Genomic DNA, 19,569 nt, shown 5'->3' on the forward strand with positions numbered 1-19,569 from the left:
GTTCTCTCCTAACTTAAATCCTTAGCAACTTTTCTTGCTCTAGCTTCCCAAGTGTTTTCTTCTAAAGCATATTTTATATTATTTGCTTTTTCTTTTATTAAATTTTTGTTATCTCTTAATTCAATTAAGAAATTTTTTAGTGATATTTTATTATAAGGAATATTCCATCCTATATTATACTCATTAACAAATTCACCAACAGCTGTATTTGTTACACTTAAAACAGGTTTGTTATAAGTCAAGTATTCAAATAGTTTAACAGACATTGCAAATCGTCTATATTCAGATTGTTCAAAATAAGCAGATGCTATATGTGAACTTTCAATGTCATCCTTAAATTCTAAACCTGATTTATGAATTATCTCAATGTTTTTATTTAAATATTTTTCCAGTCTAGGTTTTTCGGAAATCCATTCATTTTCCCTACAGCATACTGTTAATTTGATGTTTTCAAGTTCTGATACTGCTTGAAAAAGTAAGTCCATATTATACATTGGACCTATTCCACCAACATAAAATATTTTTATATAATTAGTATTATAGTCTACAGTATTCTTGTTTACTTGTTGACTTTTGTCAATTCCCGGTGGCAATTGTTCGTATTTACCATTAAACTTCATAGGAATATAATCCTTCATAAGAGTTGTAGGTAAGTAAAAAACATCAAGCAATTTACTATATTTTTTTAAATCATATCTGTAAAAATAATTACTCACCTTTTTCTTGAAGTTTGAAACTCCCTTTGTTCCTTCTTCAAATAGCCAATAACAATCCCTATAAAATAATCCGATTTTTACACCGTGATTTTTTAAAAATCTAAAAAAACCAAAATCTAAAAATGGATGTGTAGGTATATGGTTTTTTTCTGTTAGTAAAGTTGGCATTGTAGAGCTTTCACTATAACAAAAATCATATATTACACCATTTAGAATATTATTTTTTATTTTATCAATTGCTTCTTCTCTTTGTGCAGCATATCCCATAATAATGTCAACATCATAACCAATGTTTTTAAAGGCATTTAGCATTTTAATTGGTCTAATATGAGAACCGCTATGTCTATCTTTATCTACATAGTATGGAATATGATAAATCATTCTTTTCATATTATTAAGCCCTTTAATTATTTTTATATAAATTAACCATCAATTATATATTTTAGCATATTTTACAATTGATGGTTAATTTTTAGTGTTTTAAAAGTTTTCATATATAAAATCTATTTTTGCATTTTTCAAATTTATTAATAATATAAAAATCAATAATAGAATTAAAGTATTTTTTATTATAATGAAAAATGTGTTTTCATTTAATTTATTTAAAATATCTTGCCATTTCTTCACTAATTTTCAACCAACCTTTCCAACCTAAATGCATGACATCATAATAAAAGTATTTTTCGTATTCATAATCCTTTAAATCCAATACTTGGAAATCATGTTCTTTTGCCATATTGATAGCCTTGTCATAATAGGAGTATCTTTTATCTTTAGATAAGCCTGTATAGTCATAGTAGTAACCATTTGTAGATACAATTACAATATATGGTTTTATTCCTAGCTCAGAGCATAGATCTAATAAAATCAGATAGTCTTGAAATTCTTTAGAGTTTTGCAAATCTACATTTTGGTACATGTTTTTAATAGTTTCTAAGTTTGGTGCTATATTTTTTTCATAATATTCGTCTTCAGTAAAAAAATTATTACTAGTAACTAATTTTTTTGCCTGTTCTTCGGCTACTATTTCCAACTGATTAAAATCTAAATTAAGTATTTCTTTTTTGTTACTGTCTTTATGGTCATTAATTAAGGGTAATGATTCATAAGAATTTTTTAAATATAATCCTTTTTCTTTTAAGAAAATAAAAGGATTAATTACTTTTCCTGCAAGTCTATCATTTTTCATAAGTTTAGAATATACTTTAACGTTTGAACTAAGCTGAGAATCCTTCGTTAGTTCATATACTCTACCGGATATCCTTTGTTTTAGTTCTGTACTGATTTTTTTATTATTCATTAATTTGCAATACTGTAATTCTGAAAAATTAGAATTAAATCCGTCAATATCAATTTCTTCAGTCATAAACCATTGTAATGAAATAATTATAGTAATATTATTATTAGGGTTGGTTTCCAGTGCACCTAATTTTATTGCGTTTAGTAGACTTTGAACATGAGGAGCTCCGGTAATGGTTAAATTTTTTGGTGATATATTATTAGGAAATAAATTCCTAGGATTTTGATCAACGGGAACAGGCAATTCAGAAGAACCCATTAATAATATATCATTGGATTTTAAAGTTTCATTTAATAAGGAAATCCCCTTGTCTTTAACTTCATTTGAATATATTGAGCCAATACCTGGTTTGTAATTATCTTCAATATAGTTAGAAAAATATTTATTAATACCTATTAAAATTATTATAAAAAAAATAATAGGTATTATAATTGTCATAATATTTTTTAATGTTTTATTTTTTTCACTATTCTTCATTTTTATTTTTTAAATATTGTATAAAATTATTAACTGTTGCAATATCATCTCTTTCGAAATCAGTAGGCTGTAATACCAAGCCCATTTTTTCTTCTATTAATAATATTATACTTATAGTTGAAAGAGAGTCTATTAAACCGGCTTCAAACAGATCTAGGTCCATATTTTCGTTTATTTCATCAGTATCTGTAATTTCTTCCATTATTTCTAAAGCGATTTTTTCGTAATCCATAATTTCCTCCTAAATTATTTAAATAAATACCCTGAGAATAATAGCATACCAAAGGCTATAAATTGGAAACATACTATTATACTTATTGGAGCATATAATTTTTTTGTTTTAAAATTCTTGTATATTTTTGAACTTAAATAAATGTCGGTTATTACTAGTAATATACCTTGGTAGAGACCATAAAGTATATAATGTAGTTCAAAACCGTGCCATATACCCATTGTTCCCATAGTAATTAAAAAGGCTACTCTTGTAGCAAGTTTTCTACTTTTAAAATTACCGTTTCTTAAATTATTTAATAAAAATCTACTAAATATATAGTCACTAAACCATTTTGATAGGGATATATGCCACCTGTTCCAAAATTCTTTCATATTTTTAGCTAAAAATGGCTTTTTAAAGTTTTCAGGAGGTTTTACTCCTAAGAAATAACTTGTTCCAATTGCAAAATTTGTATAACCGGCAAAATCGAAGAACAGGTAGAGTGTATAGGCGTACATATATATAATCGTAGCTAAAAAAGCATAATTCTTAGGTAGATAGTGTAAATTTTCCAATATACGTTCATTTATAAAAGAAGCTATGGCAAATTTATAAAGTATTCCCAGGACAATTTTTTTAAACCCATCTATTAAATAATTATTAATATAGTCTATATTATTTATATCACTATTAATTTCTTTAAAAAATCTTCTTTGTCTGTCTATTGGTCCAGCAGAAATTGTTGGGAAAAAAGTTATGAAATAAAAAATATCCAGTATATTTTTATGCTTAAAGTTACCGTCCTTAGTGTCGATTATAATTTGCCAAATTCTAAAACTCAAATATGAAATACCAATAAAGCCAATAGGAGGCATTTTCACATGAGGTGATAGTTTTACTAAAAATAAGGGCAATATACTTAAAACAAGAACAATATAGTAAACATATTTATTTTTATTATTTTTCCAATAATTTGTAAAGAATATTATTAATGCAAATTGGTAAACCAAGTAAAGAATAAACTGTATTAAGTTTATATAGATCTTTATATTCCATGACAAATTCATATTGTCTACAAATATTAAAAATAGACAAGGGATAGATACTATAAATCCATAATACTTAATTTTCTTACCTAAAATTCCTAAGATAATAGCCGGTAGTAGTAATATAAAATAGACATATAGAGAAAATAAATCACCAAATTGTGTTATCATTACCTAAAATCCTCCAATAATTTCTTTCTGTCTATTTTTCCATTAATATTTAATGGGAATTTGTCTACTGCTATTATTTTTTTAGGAATCATATAACTAGGTATGGATTTCTTTAATTTATTCTTTATATCTATATTCAATTTTAATCCTTTTAAATCCGTTTTATTATTTAAAATAACAAAAGAGGTTAAATGGCTTACCTTACCGTCCTTATAAACGGGTATAGTGATACAGTTGTCAATATATTCAATATTTTGAATATTATTTGTAATATCGTCTAATTCAATTCTATAGCCATGTAGTTTTACCTGGAAATCTTTTCTTTCTTTAAAATAATAAAGATTTCCTTTTTTATAAACAATATCACCTGTCCTATAGGCCATTTTATTATCTTTTGTTGTAAAGAATTTTTCTTTAGTAAGTTCAGGGTTTTTATAATAGCCATTACTAACGCTGTCACCGGTACAAATCAATTCTCCATCGGTGTTATCGTCATCGATTATTTTACCGTCCTTTTCAATATAAAACCCAATATTTTCACCGGAATATCCAATGGGTAAGGAATCCTCTGCAATTAAGTGCTCGTCATTAATATAGCAAGCAGAAACGCCGCAAGTTGCTTCAGTAGGACCGTATCCGTTAATTATTTCAACATCTTTAAATCTTACATTTAATTCTTTGACTAGATTTTTAGTTAAAACCTCTCCAATGAATATAATTTTCTTTAAATTTGGAAGTAACTTTGAAGAAAATTTTTTATCAAATAAACACAACTCCATCATTGAAGGAGTTGATATCCAAACATTTAAGTTAGAGCTCTTCAATGTATCAAATAAATAATTGAAATCTTCCAGCATTTTTTTATCAATTGCAACTAAAGTAGCTCCAAGAGAAAAATATAGGTGTACTGCTATAACGGATAGGTCAAAGGAATAAGGCGCTTGGTCAAGGACATAGTAGTCACCATTTCCAAACTCACAATATTCTCTAAACCAATGATTAAAGGTTTCAATATTTCTTTTTGAAATTGGCACCCCTTTAGGCTCACCGGTACTGCCTGATGTAAATAATATATAGGCGGTATCATCATCTTTAATCCAATTGTCCTGACTGATTGTAGCCTTTGAGTTTTCTTTTAATATACTGTTTAGTTTATCTCTATTTATTTCAACATAGTTGTTATTTAATTTATTTTTAGAAAAATTAAAGATTAAATCACCATTTAATTTATCCATTATTTTACTTACTCTATTTTCCGGAAAAGTAATATCTATTGGAGAATAAGCTCTACCTGCCTTTAAACTTGAAACAGCCGTTAGAAGCATTTCAGTTTCCTTATTTCCATAAATAGCAACTGTTGAATTATCCTCTGTATTATTTTTTATATAATTAGCTAATATTTCTGATTTAGTCCATAAATCCTTAAATGTAATTTTGTCATCACCATGGTTAATTGCTAATTTATTACTATTTTTTAATTTTAATAACTCGTCTAATATCCACATAATAACTCCCTCTCTAAATTTACTTATGTATTATACCACAGGAAAGGTGACAAAGTATTGAAATCTAAAAATTGTAATGATTTTGTAATATATGCAAATAAAAAATACACCTATAGTTATTTATAGATGTATTTTATCTTTAAATATCGACTTTTTTATTAAGCATGTGAATTGTAAAGAAATATATTAGTACTGTAATTATTATTTCAATAATAAAAAAACCGAGGTTAAGGTTTATAAATTCCGTAGATTCAAGTAGGGAGTCAGCATATGAACCATAGTCAAGTTTAATAATGGATAAGTTTTTTCCAAGGGACAAATAATAAGGTAAAGCTATTGATGTTACCATGGAAATAAAACTTTTGATTATTCCCCAAATAATATATATTAAAACCCAAATATAACCATTTCTACTATTTTTAAAAAAGGATTTTGTAAAAGTTATACAAAAATATACGGTTATTAATGATGCAAAAAATGAATATATATAATTTAAAATCAAGAAGATATTTGATCCTATTCCTATATTAAAGAAATCCCAAGCATTTTTAAAGGATGTAATAAATTCATCCATATATTGATTAAGGAAAATACCGTAAATAAGTAAATTTATAACTATTGTTACTACGGTCATCAATACTGACCAAATTAATACATTTAAAAGCTTAGCATTTAATAATTGAGAACCGTTTATAGGTAAACTAAATTTTAAATAGGCACTGTCAGTATATAAATCTTTTCGGTAGGAACTAATAATCATAAATATAAAACCTACAAAAACCGCTATAAATAATCCGAAGGCAAGTAAGGAAGATAGGCCCATTGAAATTGCCGTAAATTCTGACATATTGCTTTCATTGATTTTTGTGGCCCTAATAATTGTAAAGGCTAAACTTAAAGAGGCAATAATTATTCCTAATATTATATATAAAAAATATTTCGAACTTTCTTTAAGCTCATATTTTAATAACTTAGTCATTATATACACCTCCGAATATTTCTTTATATTTTTCATCTATGGATATTCCACTTTGGGTTCTTATATTTTCTGCTATATCATATTCAATGATTTTTCCGTTACTAATAAAAGCAACTTCATCAAAGATATTTTCAATATCCCTAACTAAATGAGTTGAAATTATCATTGTGCTTTCCGGCTCAATATTGTCTATAATGGCGTTTAAAATCTCATCTCTAGCTACAGGGTCAACTCCTGCAATTGGCTCATCTAAAATATATAATTTTGCCTTTCTGGCCAATATTAAAGACAGATGTAATTTTTCAACCATACCTTTAGATAGGGATTTAATTTTAGAACTTTCCTTTAAGCCTAAAGTGTTTAATAAATTTTTACATTTACTAGTATTAAAATCTTCAAAAAAATCTTCAAAGAATTTAACGCAATCGGAAATTTTATTAAAGTTATTTAAAACACTTCTATCAGGTAAATATGATACATAGGATTTTGTAATAGGACCGGGGGCTTCACCATCGATTAAAACTTCACCGGAGTATGTTCGTAACAAGCCGGATAAAATTTTTATTAAGGTTGTTTTTCCAGAGCCATTAGGACCTAATAAACCAACTACTGTACCGTTTTTTATTTCAAGATTTAAATTATCTAAGGCGATATTATTATTATATTTTTTAGTTAGGTTAGAAATTTGTACAATACTATTCATTATCTTTCCATCCTTCTTCAATTAATTTTATACTTTCATATTTTGTTAAACCCAGTTTTCGAATTTCATTTAAAAAATTGTCCAGTATTTCCTTTGCTTTTTCTTCTTTTAAATTATTTACAATATCCGGATCTGAAGTAACAAAATTTCCAAGTCCTCTTTTAGCATATATTACATCTTCTCTTTCCAGTTCACTATAACTTCTTTGAACAGTATTGGGATTGACCTTTAAAGTAGATGCTATTTCTCTAACAGATGGGACCTTTTCATCTATTTTTAATTCTCCACGAATGATTTGGTACTTTATATAATCCATTATTTGGATATATATTGGTTGGAAATCATTAAATTTCATAAATATCTCCTTTCTATAATGTACTAACCCAATAATACATTATAGTTTGACTTTAGTCAATAGAAATATACAGATTGTTTATATCTTTATTAAAGTCGGTGTACACTTTTATTCCGGAGTTAATAAGTTCATTAATATATTTTATATTTTCTTCACTTATTATATCGCCCTTTTTCAAATAAACACTTCCTGGAGGGTAAATAATAATATTTTCATTTAATTTTTTACCTGCAGATTTATTTAAGGGAACATAATGTAAATTATCATTGTTGTTTTTGTCATCTATATTTTCAACTATATTATTATTTATATTATAATTTGGATTAAAATCTTTCAAAATCCTAGAAAGGTATTCTAAATCCTCCTTTGTATCTTCTGTTGTAGTAATTAGGACTAAAATATTTTTACTTATCATTTCAAGGTAAATATTATTTTCTTCCAGATAATTTTGAACAATACTAGCCGGCATTTTAGTTTCAAGTATAATTCTTGTAAAATCCTTTCTAATATAATTAGGTATATAAGGAATTTTAATCCATGGTAAATTTTCAATGGATTTTTCAAAATCTTCAATATGGGTTTTTAAACTATTTAATTTTTCCTTTCCATAGACTTCCATATAGGCTCTACTAATATCAATAGATGTCATTAATAAATAGGATGGGGAAGAGGATTGAAGTTTTTCTATTATATTTAAAACCTTTTTTATATTTAACTGACTTAAGTTATGGTTAAAATTTATTACCGAACTTTGAGTTAAAGCCGGAAGGGTTTTATGAAATGAGTTTACAGAAATATGGGCACCGGATTTTAAAGCGTTTTTTGGTAAATCAGAATGATAGTTTAAATGGGAGCCATGGGCTTCATCAACTAGCAGGAAAATTTCATTTTCACTACAATATTTTGCCAGTTTTTCAATGTTGGAACAAAGTCCATAATAATTTGGCCTTGAAAAAACCACCATTTTAATATTATTATTTCTTTTTAATTCATTAATAATAAGATCTTCTTCAATAGGTAAAACTAAACCGGAATCATAAATTATATTTTCAAGAATTATGGGCTTTAATTTATTTAATTCAATTGCACTATAAACGGATTTATGGCAATCTTTGGAGATTAAAATACTATCTTCATTATTGGTCAAGGCCATAATAGATGCTAAAATTCCTACAGTTGTGCCATTAGTTAAATAGAAACTATACTTAGACATCCTTTCTTTTGTCAGTAAGTCCATGCCTTCCTTTAAAATCTCCTTAGAATTATACAAATCATCTGTACCGTTAACTTCAGTAAAGTCCAAAGACAGTAAATTACTGGACATACTCTTATATAATTCTAAAAATTTTCCCTTATGACCGGGCATATGGAAACGGAATTTGTCTTTTTTAGACATAGACAAAAGCCCCTGTAAAACAGGGGACTTTATATTTTTCATTATATTGATTCTCCTTGCATCATCTTTGCTACTTTAACCATAATTGCACATTCTGTTCTTTTCTTTTGCATTTCACAGCCAACTTCATAGGGTTTCATAATGTCGCCATTAAAATTATAGGCATTTGCATGGCAACCACCGGAGCAGTAAAACTTATTCCAACAATCTCTACATTCCTCTTTTGAAAAAACATGACAATTTAAAAATTCATTTTGCATTTCTCTAGGAAGCTCGACTTTTTCATCTAAAATATTTGCCATTTTGAATTTTTCATTACCAACGAATTGATGGCAAGGATAAATATCTCCTTCTGGAGTTACTGCTACATATTCACAACCGGCACCACAACCGGACATTCTTTTTATTACACAAGGACCTTGAGTCAAATCAACCATAAAATGGAAGAATTTAAAAGCATCACCTGCAACTTGAGCTTTAGCGTAATCAATTGCTAAATTTTCATATTCCTGCAATATAGTAGGAAGATCTTCTTCCCTTATGGCATACTCGTTGTAATCAGCATCAACTACAGGTTCAACAGAGGCTAAATCAAAGCCTAAATCCTTAAAGAGCTTAACATCTTTTGAAAAATCTAAATTTTTTCTTGTAAAGGTACCACGAACATAGTAATACTTATTTTTTCTTCCTTGAATTAATTTTTGATATTTAGGAACTATAATATCGTAACTTCCCTTGTCATTAAGAGTTGGACGCATTTCATCGTTTATTTCTCTTCTTCCGTCTAAACTTAAAACAACATTATGCATATGTTTATTAATATAGTCAATTTTATCATCATCTAATAATATACCGTTGGTAGTTATTGTAAATCTAAAATATTTGTTGTTTTTTTCTGCTATTTCATTGCCGTATTCCACTAATTCTTTTACCAAATCAAAATCCATTAATGGTTCACCACCAAAGAAGTCCACTTCTAAAGCCTTTCTACTTCCTGAATTAGCAACTAAATAATCTAAAGCCTTTTTACCAACTTCCGATGACATATAAGCCTTATGTCCACCAAAATCTCCTTGAGAGGCAAAACAGTATTTACATTTTAAATTACAGTCATGTACTACATGTAAACACATAGCCTTTAGGACAGGCTCTCTTTTTTCAAATTCATCTATATTTAAATAATCATCTGAAGTAAAAAGTAAACCTTGATTTTCCATTTCCTGAATTTCATCATAGGCTTCAGCTACTTTTTCTTTAGGATAATTATCTAATATTGAAATAATCTCTTCTTTTGTATTTGTTTTATAATAATCTAAAATATCATAACTAATATCGTCTACTACATGTACGGCACCGCCATAAATGTCTAGCACTATATTATAGTTATTCATTTTATATTTATGAATCATAGGTTCTCCTTAATTTACTGTATTCTTAAGTGGATTTTAACAATAAAAAAGAGCTATATAGCTCTTTCTTATTATCTATTTTCGTTTTCGCATTCTTGATTTCCAACAGTACAAGATGTTTTACATGCTGATTGGCAAGAAGTTTGACATTCACCACATCCACCTGTACATGCTGATTCTTTCAAAGAATTGCCTGCTAATGTTTTAATGTGTTTTTTCATAGTTATGTACCTCCATAAAATATACAATTAATTATATCATAGATATTATAATAGTAACAATAATATAGGATATTTATATTAATATTCTTCTATTATTGTTCCTTCGTTATCTATTTCCAAATCCTTAATTTCCCATTTATTTGGCAAATTATTTAAAAATTTCTCAATTTTTTTATTAAACTCATTATCCTCTATACTTCTAAAAATCATTACAGTAGGTCCTGCTCCACTTAAGTATGCAGCGTAGGCTCCTAATTCATAAGCTTTGGAGACTATATCATAAAAATTATTAACAAGTGGTGCCCTATAGTCCTGATGGAGCTTGTCCTTAAAATAATATTTTAAATTTTCAAACTCTCCGTTTCTTAGACAATCAACCATAAATAAACAATGGGACATATTAAAAACAGCATCTTCCATTGTAACTTTTTCAGGTAAAACCTCTCTGGCCAATTTTGTTCTAACAGCAAAATCAGGAATTAAAGCAGTACATTTCATACCTGAAGGAATGTTCATTTTCTTATATCGTATTTCTCCATCCTGCTTAATGGACATGGAAAGACCACCAAAAAATTGGCTTGTTATGTTGTCGCAATGACCTTCAATTTCAATGGCCTTTTTATAAATTTCATATTCTGTCATTTTGTTTCCAAGAAAATAATTAGCCGCTACAACACCTGCTAATATACAGGAAGCTGATGTTCCTAAACCACCGGACATGGGAATATCACTACCTGTATTTATTTTTAAAGTAGGGGGTTTTTCATTAAAATCTTCATATACCCGTTTAATAGTCGTATAGACTAAATTGTTTTCGTTGCTAAATTCTTCATAGTCACTAATAATTTCTAATTTATCACTTTTTTCAAAGGTAAACACATTATATAATTTAAAGGAAAGTGCTAAAACATCAAAGCCTGGACCTAAATTTGCACTTGAAGCAGGAACCGATATTTTAAGCATTATTATTATCTCCTATAAATTTTTTTATATTATTTAATATATCTTCCTTTTTACTATATTCATTAAATCTAATTTCCTTATTTTGTAATGAACTTAGATTTTTAGGTATAGGAACAGAAGTTATATTGTGTAATTTATTCATAATTTCAAAATCATTTAAATTATTAGTATCAATGTCTAGGGCTTTTAAAATATCCTTTGAGAATTTATAAGGTGAGGCAGTAGAATCTATTAATGTCTTAGTTCTATCATCTGTTTCCTTTAGGTATTTGTCATATGCAACAGATGCAACAGCAGTATGGGTATCAATTAAATATTTTTCATTTAGTAATGTAGACAGTATTTTTTCATTTACTTCTTCTTCTTTAGCATAATAAGCATTCATGAAATCCATATTGTTTAGAATACTGTCATCTATTTCATAACGACCTTTTTCATTAAGCTTTTTCATTAAATCAGAAACAATATCGGTATTTTCATTAGACATATGGTATAAAAATCTTTCTACATTTGAAGAAACTAAAACATCCATTGATGGAGAAGTAGTTAAAATCAAATCATTATTTTTATCATAAATACCTTTATTAATAAAATCTGTAAGAACATTATTGTCGTTTGATGCACAAATTAATTTATTTATAGGTAGGCCCATTTCTTTAGCATAATAGGCTGCCAATATATTTCCAAAGTTTCCTGTTGGTACCACTATATTAATTTTTTCGTTGTTTTTTATTTCTCCAAACTTCAACAGATTAATATAGGAACTATAGTAATAAACTATTTGAGGTAATAACCTACCAACATTAATGGAATTTGCAGAGGATAGTTGAATTCTGTCCTCATTTAACTTTTTATTAAATTCCTTATTTGCAAAAATATTTTTTACTGTTGTTTGGCAGTCATCAAAATTACCAACAACACCTAGTACATAGGTATTATTTCCTTCTTGTGTCTGCATTTGTAATTTTTGTATTGAACTTACTCCGTCTTGAGGATAAAGTACAGCTATTCTAATGTTATCTACGTCTTTAAAACCCTCTAAAGCCGCTTTACCGGTATCTCCACTTGTTGCAACAAGAATAACAATATTATCAAACTCCTCTGAGGTTTTTAATGCAGTTTGAATAAAGTAAGGGAAAATTGAAAGAGCCATATCTTTAAATGCAGATGTTCTTCCATGGTATAATTCTACAAAATATCTGTCGCTGGTCTTTCTTATTGGTGCAATATAAGGATCTGAAAAATTAGTTGAATTATAAGCTCCGTTTACACAGGCAGATAATTCTTCTGGAGTAAAATCTGTAAAGAATTTTCCTAAAATATAGTAAGCTAAATCCTTGTATTGCATATCCATCATATGGTTAATACTTCCTAGTTTAGGAAATTCCTCAGGAATAAATAAACCACCTTCATCGGATATACCCTTTAATAAAGCATTCTTCGAGTCTATATAAACATTTGAATCACGAGTACTTTTAAATTTCATGTTATTCCTCCTAAAATCGTATATATTTAATCATTATATCACGATGTAGTATTTTGTTAAGTGGTATTTTGCCAATGTAGAAAGAAAAATAAAAAAAGCCATTGATTATTCAATGACTTTTGATAAATTATTTTTATGCCTTAAAGAATTAAAAACTGTAATAATTAAAATTAGTATAATCCAAATAAACTTGTTGTCAAACATACCATTTCTAGAACTAATAAATATATCTCCTAAAGTTGAAATAGAAAATATAAATATAAAAAAAGCATCAACTATTGATTTTCTAAAAATTTTAAAAAGTAGTACAAGTATAGTTAACATACAGATAAGGGTAACTCCAACTAAAAATATTCCACCATTTAATAAATCTACAAGTAGAAAATTATGGGGATCAACAGTATTATCTGGTAATACTTTCCAATACACCCTTTTATTTAGAACTTCTTGGTTTTCCGGTTGGTTATAAATATCTAGGTGGGCTGAGCCGCCTTTACCTATAATTTTGTTCTTTAAAGGATAATCCTTATATGATTTTATTGCAATTTCCCAAATTGTGCTTCTTTTGTCTAATGCTTGGGAGTCCTCTAGTATATCCTCAACACCACGATTAATTGGTATACTATCAGCATCATCACTTTGAGTTGCTTTTTCAACTCTTTCAGTTGTTACATAATTAAAGGTGTAAATAATAAAATTACTTAGAATAAGAGTAATGATAACAGTAATAAAGAACTTTCCTAATGGTTTTTTCAAGAACTTTTTACTTGGCTTAGAATTGTTTTTTATCTTTAATTTAACATATGTGTCATATATACCATATAAACAAAACAATATAAGTACTACATTCATCATTTTAGAAGTACGTCTAGAAGCCGTTAAATGTATTGTTGAGGAACATAGGATAGTTGTAATTGCCAAAAGTAAATTTCTTTTATTTAAACTATTAACTACTCTGAAAATTAAATAAATTACTGCAATAAAACTAAAAAAGAGTAACATACTAAACTTGTTATAATCTTGTATTAGGGATAATCTTCTTGCATAATAGGTGTATCCATGTATGAAGAAATATATCCATGTATAAATAGATACAACTATTGCAGGGGTACCAAGAAAAACTAATAAAGTATTTAATTTGTCAGAGTTGCTATTTTTGTTTAAATAAAGAATATATAAAAATATTGTAGCCAACATTGAAATAATTGTTACATATTTTACCAATGCTACACTTTTATTATTTGTATGGACTAAACTAATTAAGTCGAAAATTATATATATCGCTATAAAAATTATTAATACCTTAGTTTCTTTAAGTTGGTTTTTTACCGAATCTACAGAATAGAAAAATGTGTTTTTAGGATTTTTCAACAAAGCTATTAAAAACATTAATCCTGCAATTAAAAGAGTTACCTTGTAGGGAGTAAAAAAACTATATATTTTAAGGTTAAGTCCAACTTCAGTTATAACAAACATTATTGTTAATAAAATCAAACTGGAGAAAAGATAAAAATATTTTTTATTGTCTAAAAGATTTTGTTTCATTTATATTAATCCTCAATTCTATTGTAATTCTTTTGGAAGATTTAAATCATTCATAATATTAAATTGTTCTAAACTCAATTCAATACGAATATTATATTTTATATCCTCTTCGCTTACGGTAATGGCAAATATGAATTTATTTATATGCAAGTCTCTTAGAGGAACAGAAAAATTAATTAAAACATGTTCTCTATCCCAATTTTTTGAAAACAACTCATCATACTTAATAATATTGGAATTATCGATAATTTGATCTATTTTTAAATCCTTCATTATACTTTTTATATTATCATTGTCTATAGATTCAAATTCTTCCTTATAGATATTATTTTCATCTACTTCATTTACTTCAACAAAATTTGATATCTTACGAATTATACCGGTTAATTTTTTATAATCCATCATATCTACCTTGTTGTTGTATTCTTTCCAATCATTATATTCTATAACTTTATTTTCTTCTTCACTAACTATATTATTTGCAGATATTTTAGCCGAGCCTTTATCGTAGAGAATAATATCTTTTATTGTGCCATCCCTTGTAGTAAAAGTTGAATCAGAGAAGATGGTTTCCGGAATATCATTATTATAAAAAACTGTATTTCTTGTATATTCTTTATATCTGTCTATAATTTTTTCACTTGTTTTAATAGGTGTTTTTTCTTCTTCTTTCTTACCTATTAAATTATTAATAAAACCTTTTAGGAAAGATTCCTTAGGGATTTTTATATCTTCTTTAGGGTCAAAACTTGATTTATTAATTGAAATATTTTCAACTTGTAAATAGTTTTCTATATTTTTGTTTTCTTTTTCAATTAAGTCAAACAATTCATCGTTATTTAAACCTGAGTTAGGTTTAGATATATTTGTAAATAAAATTAATATAATAACACCTATTAAAAGTGTAAATGAATATTTTTTCAAAATTACCTCCATAATTATTTATAATTCTATATCTTAATAAGTTTACACTATTTTTTTTTAAGTAACAAGTTATAATGAATATAGGAAAAAGGAGAAAAGGTATGAAAATTTTAATTACAACAGCAAAGGAAATGAAAGTAAAAAGCAGTAGTATAGATATAGATAGACCCTTGATCTTTGAAAATAAATATAAAACCGTAGTAGAAAAACTTAAAAAATATACAGTAGATGGTTTAGGAAAACTGTACAAGGTAAAGAGGGAAGTTGCAGAAAGAAATTTTAATATATGGCAGAGCTTTGAAAGCAGAAAGAAGTATAAGGCCTTAGAACTTTTTAATGGGTTAATGTACCGTTATATAGAATTTGAAAACCTAGATAGACAATCACAAATTTATTTAGACAATAACTTAAGAATAATATCCTCCCTTTATGGAATTATTAGACCCTTTGATAAAATAGCGGAACACCGACTGGATTTTAGTAAAAATATAGAAATTACCAATAACATTAAATTAGTGAATTTTTGGAAAGAGGATATCTCCTCTTATTTATTAAAGGAAGATAGTGTTTTTATAAACCTACTTTCTGATGAATTTAATAAAGTTTTAAACAAGGAAGTTTTAGAAAAATCCATCTTTATAAAATTCAAGGAAATAAGCAATGGAAAATTAAAAACCCACTCTACAATTTCAAAAAAGGGGAGAGGTTCCTTTATAAAATATATGGCAAGGGTAAAGGCAAGTAGCATAGAAGATTTGGTCCTATTTGATTATGATGGATATAAATACGATAGGGATAATTCAAGTAATAATGAATTAATTTTTATTAAAAATGGAGATAAATAAATATATTTAACTAAAGTATTGACAAATATCCCTTTACTTATTAGAATATCTATAATTGAATGTCTTAGAAGTGGAAAGTAGTATTTTTTGAATTTTAGCGAGTTGGAGTAGAGTGAAAGTCCAATAAGGATAAAAATATGAAAGTAGGACCATGGAGATGGTATTGTGAATAATTAGCAATACCCGTAGAGTTTTCGTTAAACTTAAGTGGATGTACTGTATACATCAATAGGAGTGGTACCGCGGATATTTTCGTCTCTTTCTTTGAAGGAAAGAGGCGTTTTTTTGTATTATGACCTAACCCAAGGAGCAAAGCGAGTTGCAGGTAGGTCAGCAGACTGTTAAATCCAAGTAAAACTTGGTAAACAGGTTGCATAAGACCTGTAACAAAATCAAAGATTTTGACTAGGGCTTTAGCCGTAATTTCAAGCCAATCGTAGAGAGCTACTCTTGGAGAAATCTGACATAAGACCTGTAACAAAATCAAAGATTTTGACTAGGGCTTTAATATGCAGCCTTGTTCAAGAACATAGGGTTGGAAAATAAAGCGAGTTGTAGGTAGGTTAAAATATCCGGATAAATATAGGTTGTGGCTAAGTGAATATTAATAATAATTAGGAGGATTATAGTGACAAAAATAAATAAAGAGGATATTAAAAAGGTTGTTTTAGCATATTCAGGAGGTTTGGATACTTCCATAATAATTTCATGGTTAAAGGAAAACTATGACTGTGAAGTTATTGCAGTTGTTGGAAATGTAGGACAGGAAGAGGAATTAGAAGGTTTAGAAGACAAGGCTATTGCATCTGGAGCTTCTAAAATCTATATAGAAGATTTAATTGATGAGTTTGTAGATGATTATGTTTTTGAAACCTTAAAAGCCGGTGCTAAATATGAAGGAAGATATTTACTAGGCACTGCTTTTGCAAGACCTGTTATAGCTAAGAGATTAGTGGAAATTGCTCATGAAGAAAATGCAGATGCTATAGTTCATGGATGTACTGGAAAAGGAAATGACCAAGTTCGTTTTGAACTTACTGTTAAGGCCTTTGATCCGGATATGCCGGTAATAGCTCCATGGAGAACTTGGGAAATCAAGTCCCGTGAAGATGAAATTGAATATGCAAAGGCAAGAAATATACCTTTACCAATGGAAAAAGATGAGTTTTATTCAGAAGATAGAAACATTTGGCATATTTCCCATGAAGGATTAGATTTAGAATATCCTGATACAGAGCCGAATTATGATAAGGTTTTAAAACTTTCAGTTTCACCGGAAAAAGCTCCAGATAAACCAACTTATGTAACAATTAGATTTGACAAAGGTGTTCCGGTAGCAGTTAACGGAGAATATATGAAAGGCTCCGATATTATAAGATACCTTAATAAAGTTGGTGGAGAAAACGGAATAGGCATAGATGATATTGTAGAAAATAGATTAGTAGGTATGAAGGTTAGAGGGGTTTACGAAAATGCAGGTGGTAGAATTTTATATACTGCCCATGAAATATTAGAATCCCTTACATTAGATAGAGACACTATGCATTATAAGGACAAGGTAGCTGTAGAATTTGCATCATTAGTATATAATGGATTATGGTTTTCAACATTAAGAGAGGCCTTATCTGCCTTTGTAAATAAAACTCAAGAAACAGTTACTGGAGACGTTAAATTAAAACTATATAAAGGAAATGTAATTAATGCAGGAGTAACTTCACCTTACACCTTATATGATGAGGAATATGCAACATTTGGTGAAGATGGGGTTTATGACCAAACAGATAGCCAAGGCTTTGTAAATCTATATGCATTACCAATAAAAGTTCAAGCCATGATGAAGAAAAAAGTTAAGGCAAAAAAAGAACAAGAGAAAAAAGAACAAGGTAAGTAATAATGAAGATGTGGAGCGGTCGATTTAAAAAGGAATTAGATAGTTTGGCAAATGACTTTAATTCATCCATATCCGTAGATTATAAAATGTATAAAGAGGACATTGAAGGATCAATAGCCCATGCAACTATGCTTGAAAAAGTCGACATAATAACAAAAGAAGATTTAAATAAAATTGTAGAAGGCCTTAATTCTATTTTAAAGGATATTGATTCAAATGAATTGGAATTTAATCCTAAGGCAGAAGATATTCATATGTTTAATGAAGAGGAGCTTACTAAAAGAATTGGAGACTCTGGAAAAAAACTTCATACAGCAAGGTCAAGAAATGACCAGGTAGCTTTAGACATAAGAATGTATTTGAAAAATAAAATCAAGCTTATTGTTGAAGATATTAATAAACTCATTAACACTTTAATAAATATAGCAGAAGAAAATCTTGACACAGTTATGCCAGGCTACACTCATTTGCAGGTAGCACAGCCTGTAACATTCGCCCATCACATTATGGCCTATGTTCAAATGCTGGTAAGGGATACTACAAGATTTAAGGATTGTTATAGGAGAATGAATGAAAATCCTTTAGGTAGTGGTGCCTTGGCAACTACAACCTATCCTATAGATAGATTTATGACTACAAAGTTATTGGGATTTGACATTCCAACAAGAAATAGCTTAGATTCGGTTTCAGACAGGGATTTCATTGTAGAATTAAATTTCGATATTTCCATGGTTATGTTGCATCTTTCAAGATTTTCGGAAGAAATAATTCTATGGTCAAGTCAAGAATTTAAGTTTATAGAATTAGATGATAGTTATTCAACAGGTTCATCTATTATGCCACAAAAGAAAAATCCCGACATGGCAGAACTTGTAAGAGGAAAAAGTTCAAGGGTTTTTGGAAATTTAATGGCAACATTAAATATGATTAAGGCCTTGCCCTTAGCCTATAACAAGGACATGCAGGAAGATAAGGAAAATATATTTGATTCTATAGAAACCTTGGAAATTTGCCTTTTAGTTTTTGAAGGAATGATGAGAACTTTAAAGGTAAATAGTGAAAACATGAGAGAAAAAGCTAAAAAGGGTTTTATAAATGCAACGGATTTGGCAGACTATCTTGTGAAAAAAGGAATGGCCTTTAGGGATGCCTATAAAATAACAGGACAACTTGTAGGCTATTGTGTAGATGAAAATAAATCTTTGGAAGAATTAACTATGGAAGAATTTAAAAAGTCCTCTGAACTTTTCGAGGAAGACGTATATAAATATATTGATTTAGATTATATATTAGCTCAAAGAAAAGTTTATGGTGGTCCAAGTCCTGAAGCGGTAAAAATTCAAATAGATGATACAAAAGAATATATGAAGAATATTAAATAAAATCTTCCTTCGTATTAACCTATAATTTAGGATATAATTAT

General features: G+C 27.9%; 18 protein-coding genes and 1 other annotated feature. Of the genes, 3 read left to right on the plus strand and 15 right to left on the minus strand.

Annotation, left to right across the window (positions count from 1 at the left end; translation table 11 throughout):
• Nucleotides 1–8: 8 nt before the first annotated feature.
• The 15 genes from JFY71_RS06725 to JFY71_RS06795 all read right to left on the minus strand — a co-directional run bounded on the left by JFY71_RS06725 (nt 9) and on the right by JFY71_RS06795 (nt 15,410).
• On the minus strand, nt 9–1,106 hold the full coding sequence (locus JFY71_RS06725; protein ID WP_243660057.1) for a glycosyltransferase: 1,098 nt from the start codon (nt 1,104–1,106) through the stop codon (nt 9–11).
• Nucleotides 1,107–1,314: 208 nt separating this feature from the next.
• Nucleotides 1,315–2,493 carry a D-alanyl-lipoteichoic acid biosynthesis protein DltD gene (gene dltD, locus JFY71_RS06730; protein ID WP_243660058.1) on the minus strand — a complete coding sequence of 393 codons (1,179 nt, stop codon included), beginning with the start codon at nt 2,491–2,493 and terminating at the stop codon, nt 1,315–1,317.
• Nucleotides 2,483–2,725 (minus strand): D-alanine--poly(phosphoribitol) ligase subunit DltC, encoded by a 243-nt coding sequence (dltC, locus tag JFY71_RS06735; RefSeq protein ID WP_243660059.1) that lies wholly within the window; start codon nt 2,723–2,725, stop codon nt 2,483–2,485. The genes dltD and dltC overlap by 11 nt, the downstream gene beginning before the upstream one ends.
• Before the next feature lie 14 nt (nt 2,726–2,739).
• Complete coding sequence (gene dltB, locus JFY71_RS06740) at nt 2,740–3,924, minus strand: D-alanyl-lipoteichoic acid biosynthesis protein DltB (RefSeq protein WP_243660060.1); 1,185 nt, start codon at nt 3,922–3,924, stop codon at nt 2,740–2,742.
• Nucleotides 3,924–5,429 (minus strand): D-alanine--poly(phosphoribitol) ligase subunit DltA, encoded by a 1,506-nt coding sequence (gene dltA, locus JFY71_RS06745; RefSeq protein WP_243660061.1) that lies wholly within the window; start codon nt 5,427–5,429, stop codon nt 3,924–3,926. Before dltA ends, dltB begins: the two co-directional genes overlap by 1 nt.
• A 139-nt stretch (nt 5,430–5,568) precedes the next feature.
• On the minus strand, nt 5,569–6,408 hold the full coding sequence (locus JFY71_RS06750; protein ID WP_243660062.1) for an ABC-2 transporter permease: 840 nt from the start codon (nt 6,406–6,408) through the stop codon (nt 5,569–5,571).
• Nucleotides 6,401–7,111 (minus strand): ABC transporter ATP-binding protein, encoded by a 711-nt coding sequence (locus JFY71_RS06755; protein WP_243660063.1) that lies wholly within the window; start codon nt 7,109–7,111, stop codon nt 6,401–6,403. Before JFY71_RS06755 ends, JFY71_RS06750 begins: the two co-directional genes overlap by 8 nt.
• Nucleotides 7,104–7,466 carry a GntR family transcriptional regulator gene (locus tag JFY71_RS06760; RefSeq protein WP_243660064.1) on the minus strand — a complete coding sequence of 121 codons (363 nt, stop codon included), beginning with the start codon at nt 7,464–7,466 and terminating at the stop codon, nt 7,104–7,106. Before JFY71_RS06760 ends, JFY71_RS06755 begins: the two co-directional genes overlap by 8 nt.
• Before the next feature lie 52 nt (nt 7,467–7,518).
• Nucleotides 7,519–8,904, minus strand: a complete 1,386-nt coding sequence (locus JFY71_RS06765; RefSeq protein WP_243660065.1) for an aminotransferase class I/II-fold pyridoxal phosphate-dependent enzyme — start codon at nt 8,902–8,904, stop codon at nt 7,519–7,521.
• Nucleotides 8,904–10,271, minus strand: coding sequence for a thioether cross-link-forming SCIFF peptide maturase (gene scfB / locus JFY71_RS06770; protein WP_243660066.1), 1,368 nt, complete (start codon nt 10,269–10,271; stop codon nt 8,904–8,906). Before scfB ends, JFY71_RS06765 begins: the two co-directional genes overlap by 1 nt.
• 71 nt (nt 10,272–10,342) lie before the next feature.
• Nucleotides 10,343–10,492: a six-cysteine ranthipeptide SCIFF gene (gene scfA, locus JFY71_RS06775; protein ID WP_243660067.1), complete on the minus strand. Its 150-nt coding sequence runs from the start codon at nt 10,490–10,492 to the stop codon at nt 10,343–10,345.
• A gap of 78 nt (nt 10,493–10,570) precedes the next feature.
• Nucleotides 10,571–11,455: a homoserine kinase gene (gene thrB, locus JFY71_RS06780; protein WP_243660068.1), complete on the minus strand. Its 885-nt coding sequence runs from the start codon at nt 11,453–11,455 to the stop codon at nt 10,571–10,573.
• On the minus strand, nt 11,448–12,941 hold the full coding sequence (gene thrC, locus JFY71_RS06785) for a threonine synthase (protein ID WP_243660069.1): 1,494 nt from the start codon (nt 12,939–12,941) through the stop codon (nt 11,448–11,450). Before thrC ends, thrB begins: the two co-directional genes overlap by 8 nt.
• 105 nt (nt 12,942–13,046) lie before the next feature.
• Complete coding sequence (locus JFY71_RS06790; protein WP_243660070.1) at nt 13,047–14,486, minus strand: O-antigen ligase family protein; 1,440 nt, start codon at nt 14,484–14,486, stop codon at nt 13,047–13,049.
• Between the two features lie 18 nt (nt 14,487–14,504).
• On the minus strand, nt 14,505–15,410 hold the full coding sequence (locus JFY71_RS06795; protein ID WP_243660071.1) for a hypothetical protein: 906 nt from the start codon (nt 15,408–15,410) through the stop codon (nt 14,505–14,507).
• 101 nt (nt 15,411–15,511) lie between these two features.
• Between JFY71_RS06795 and yaaA the strand changes: the two genes are divergently transcribed.
• The 3 genes from yaaA (at nt 15,512) to argH (ending at nt 19,528) form a co-directional block, all read left to right on the plus strand.
• Entirely contained in the window at nt 15,512–16,255 is a 744-nt protein-coding gene (gene yaaA / locus JFY71_RS06800; RefSeq protein WP_243660072.1) for a peroxide stress protein YaaA, read from the plus strand.
• Between the two features lie 56 nt (nt 16,256–16,311).
• Nucleotides 16,312–16,518 (plus strand) — a binding site (T-box leader).
• Nucleotides 16,519–16,883: 365 nt separating this feature from the next.
• On the plus strand, nt 16,884–18,146 hold the full coding sequence (locus JFY71_RS06805) for an argininosuccinate synthase (protein ID WP_338041861.1): 1,263 nt from the start codon (nt 16,884–16,886) through the stop codon (nt 18,144–18,146).
• 2 nt (nt 18,147–18,148) lie between these two features.
• The gene (argH, locus tag JFY71_RS06810; protein ID WP_243660073.1) at nt 18,149–19,528 is read left to right on the plus strand and encodes an argininosuccinate lyase; all 1,380 of its coding nucleotides are present in this window, start codon (nt 18,149–18,151) and stop codon (nt 19,526–19,528) included.
• Nucleotides 19,529–19,569 lie beyond the last annotated feature (41 nt).

This window comes from Miniphocaeibacter halophilus, assembly GCF_016458825.1.
GTDB classification, from domain to species: domain Bacteria; phylum Bacillota; class Clostridia; order Tissierellales; family Peptoniphilaceae; genus Miniphocaeibacter; species Miniphocaeibacter halophilus.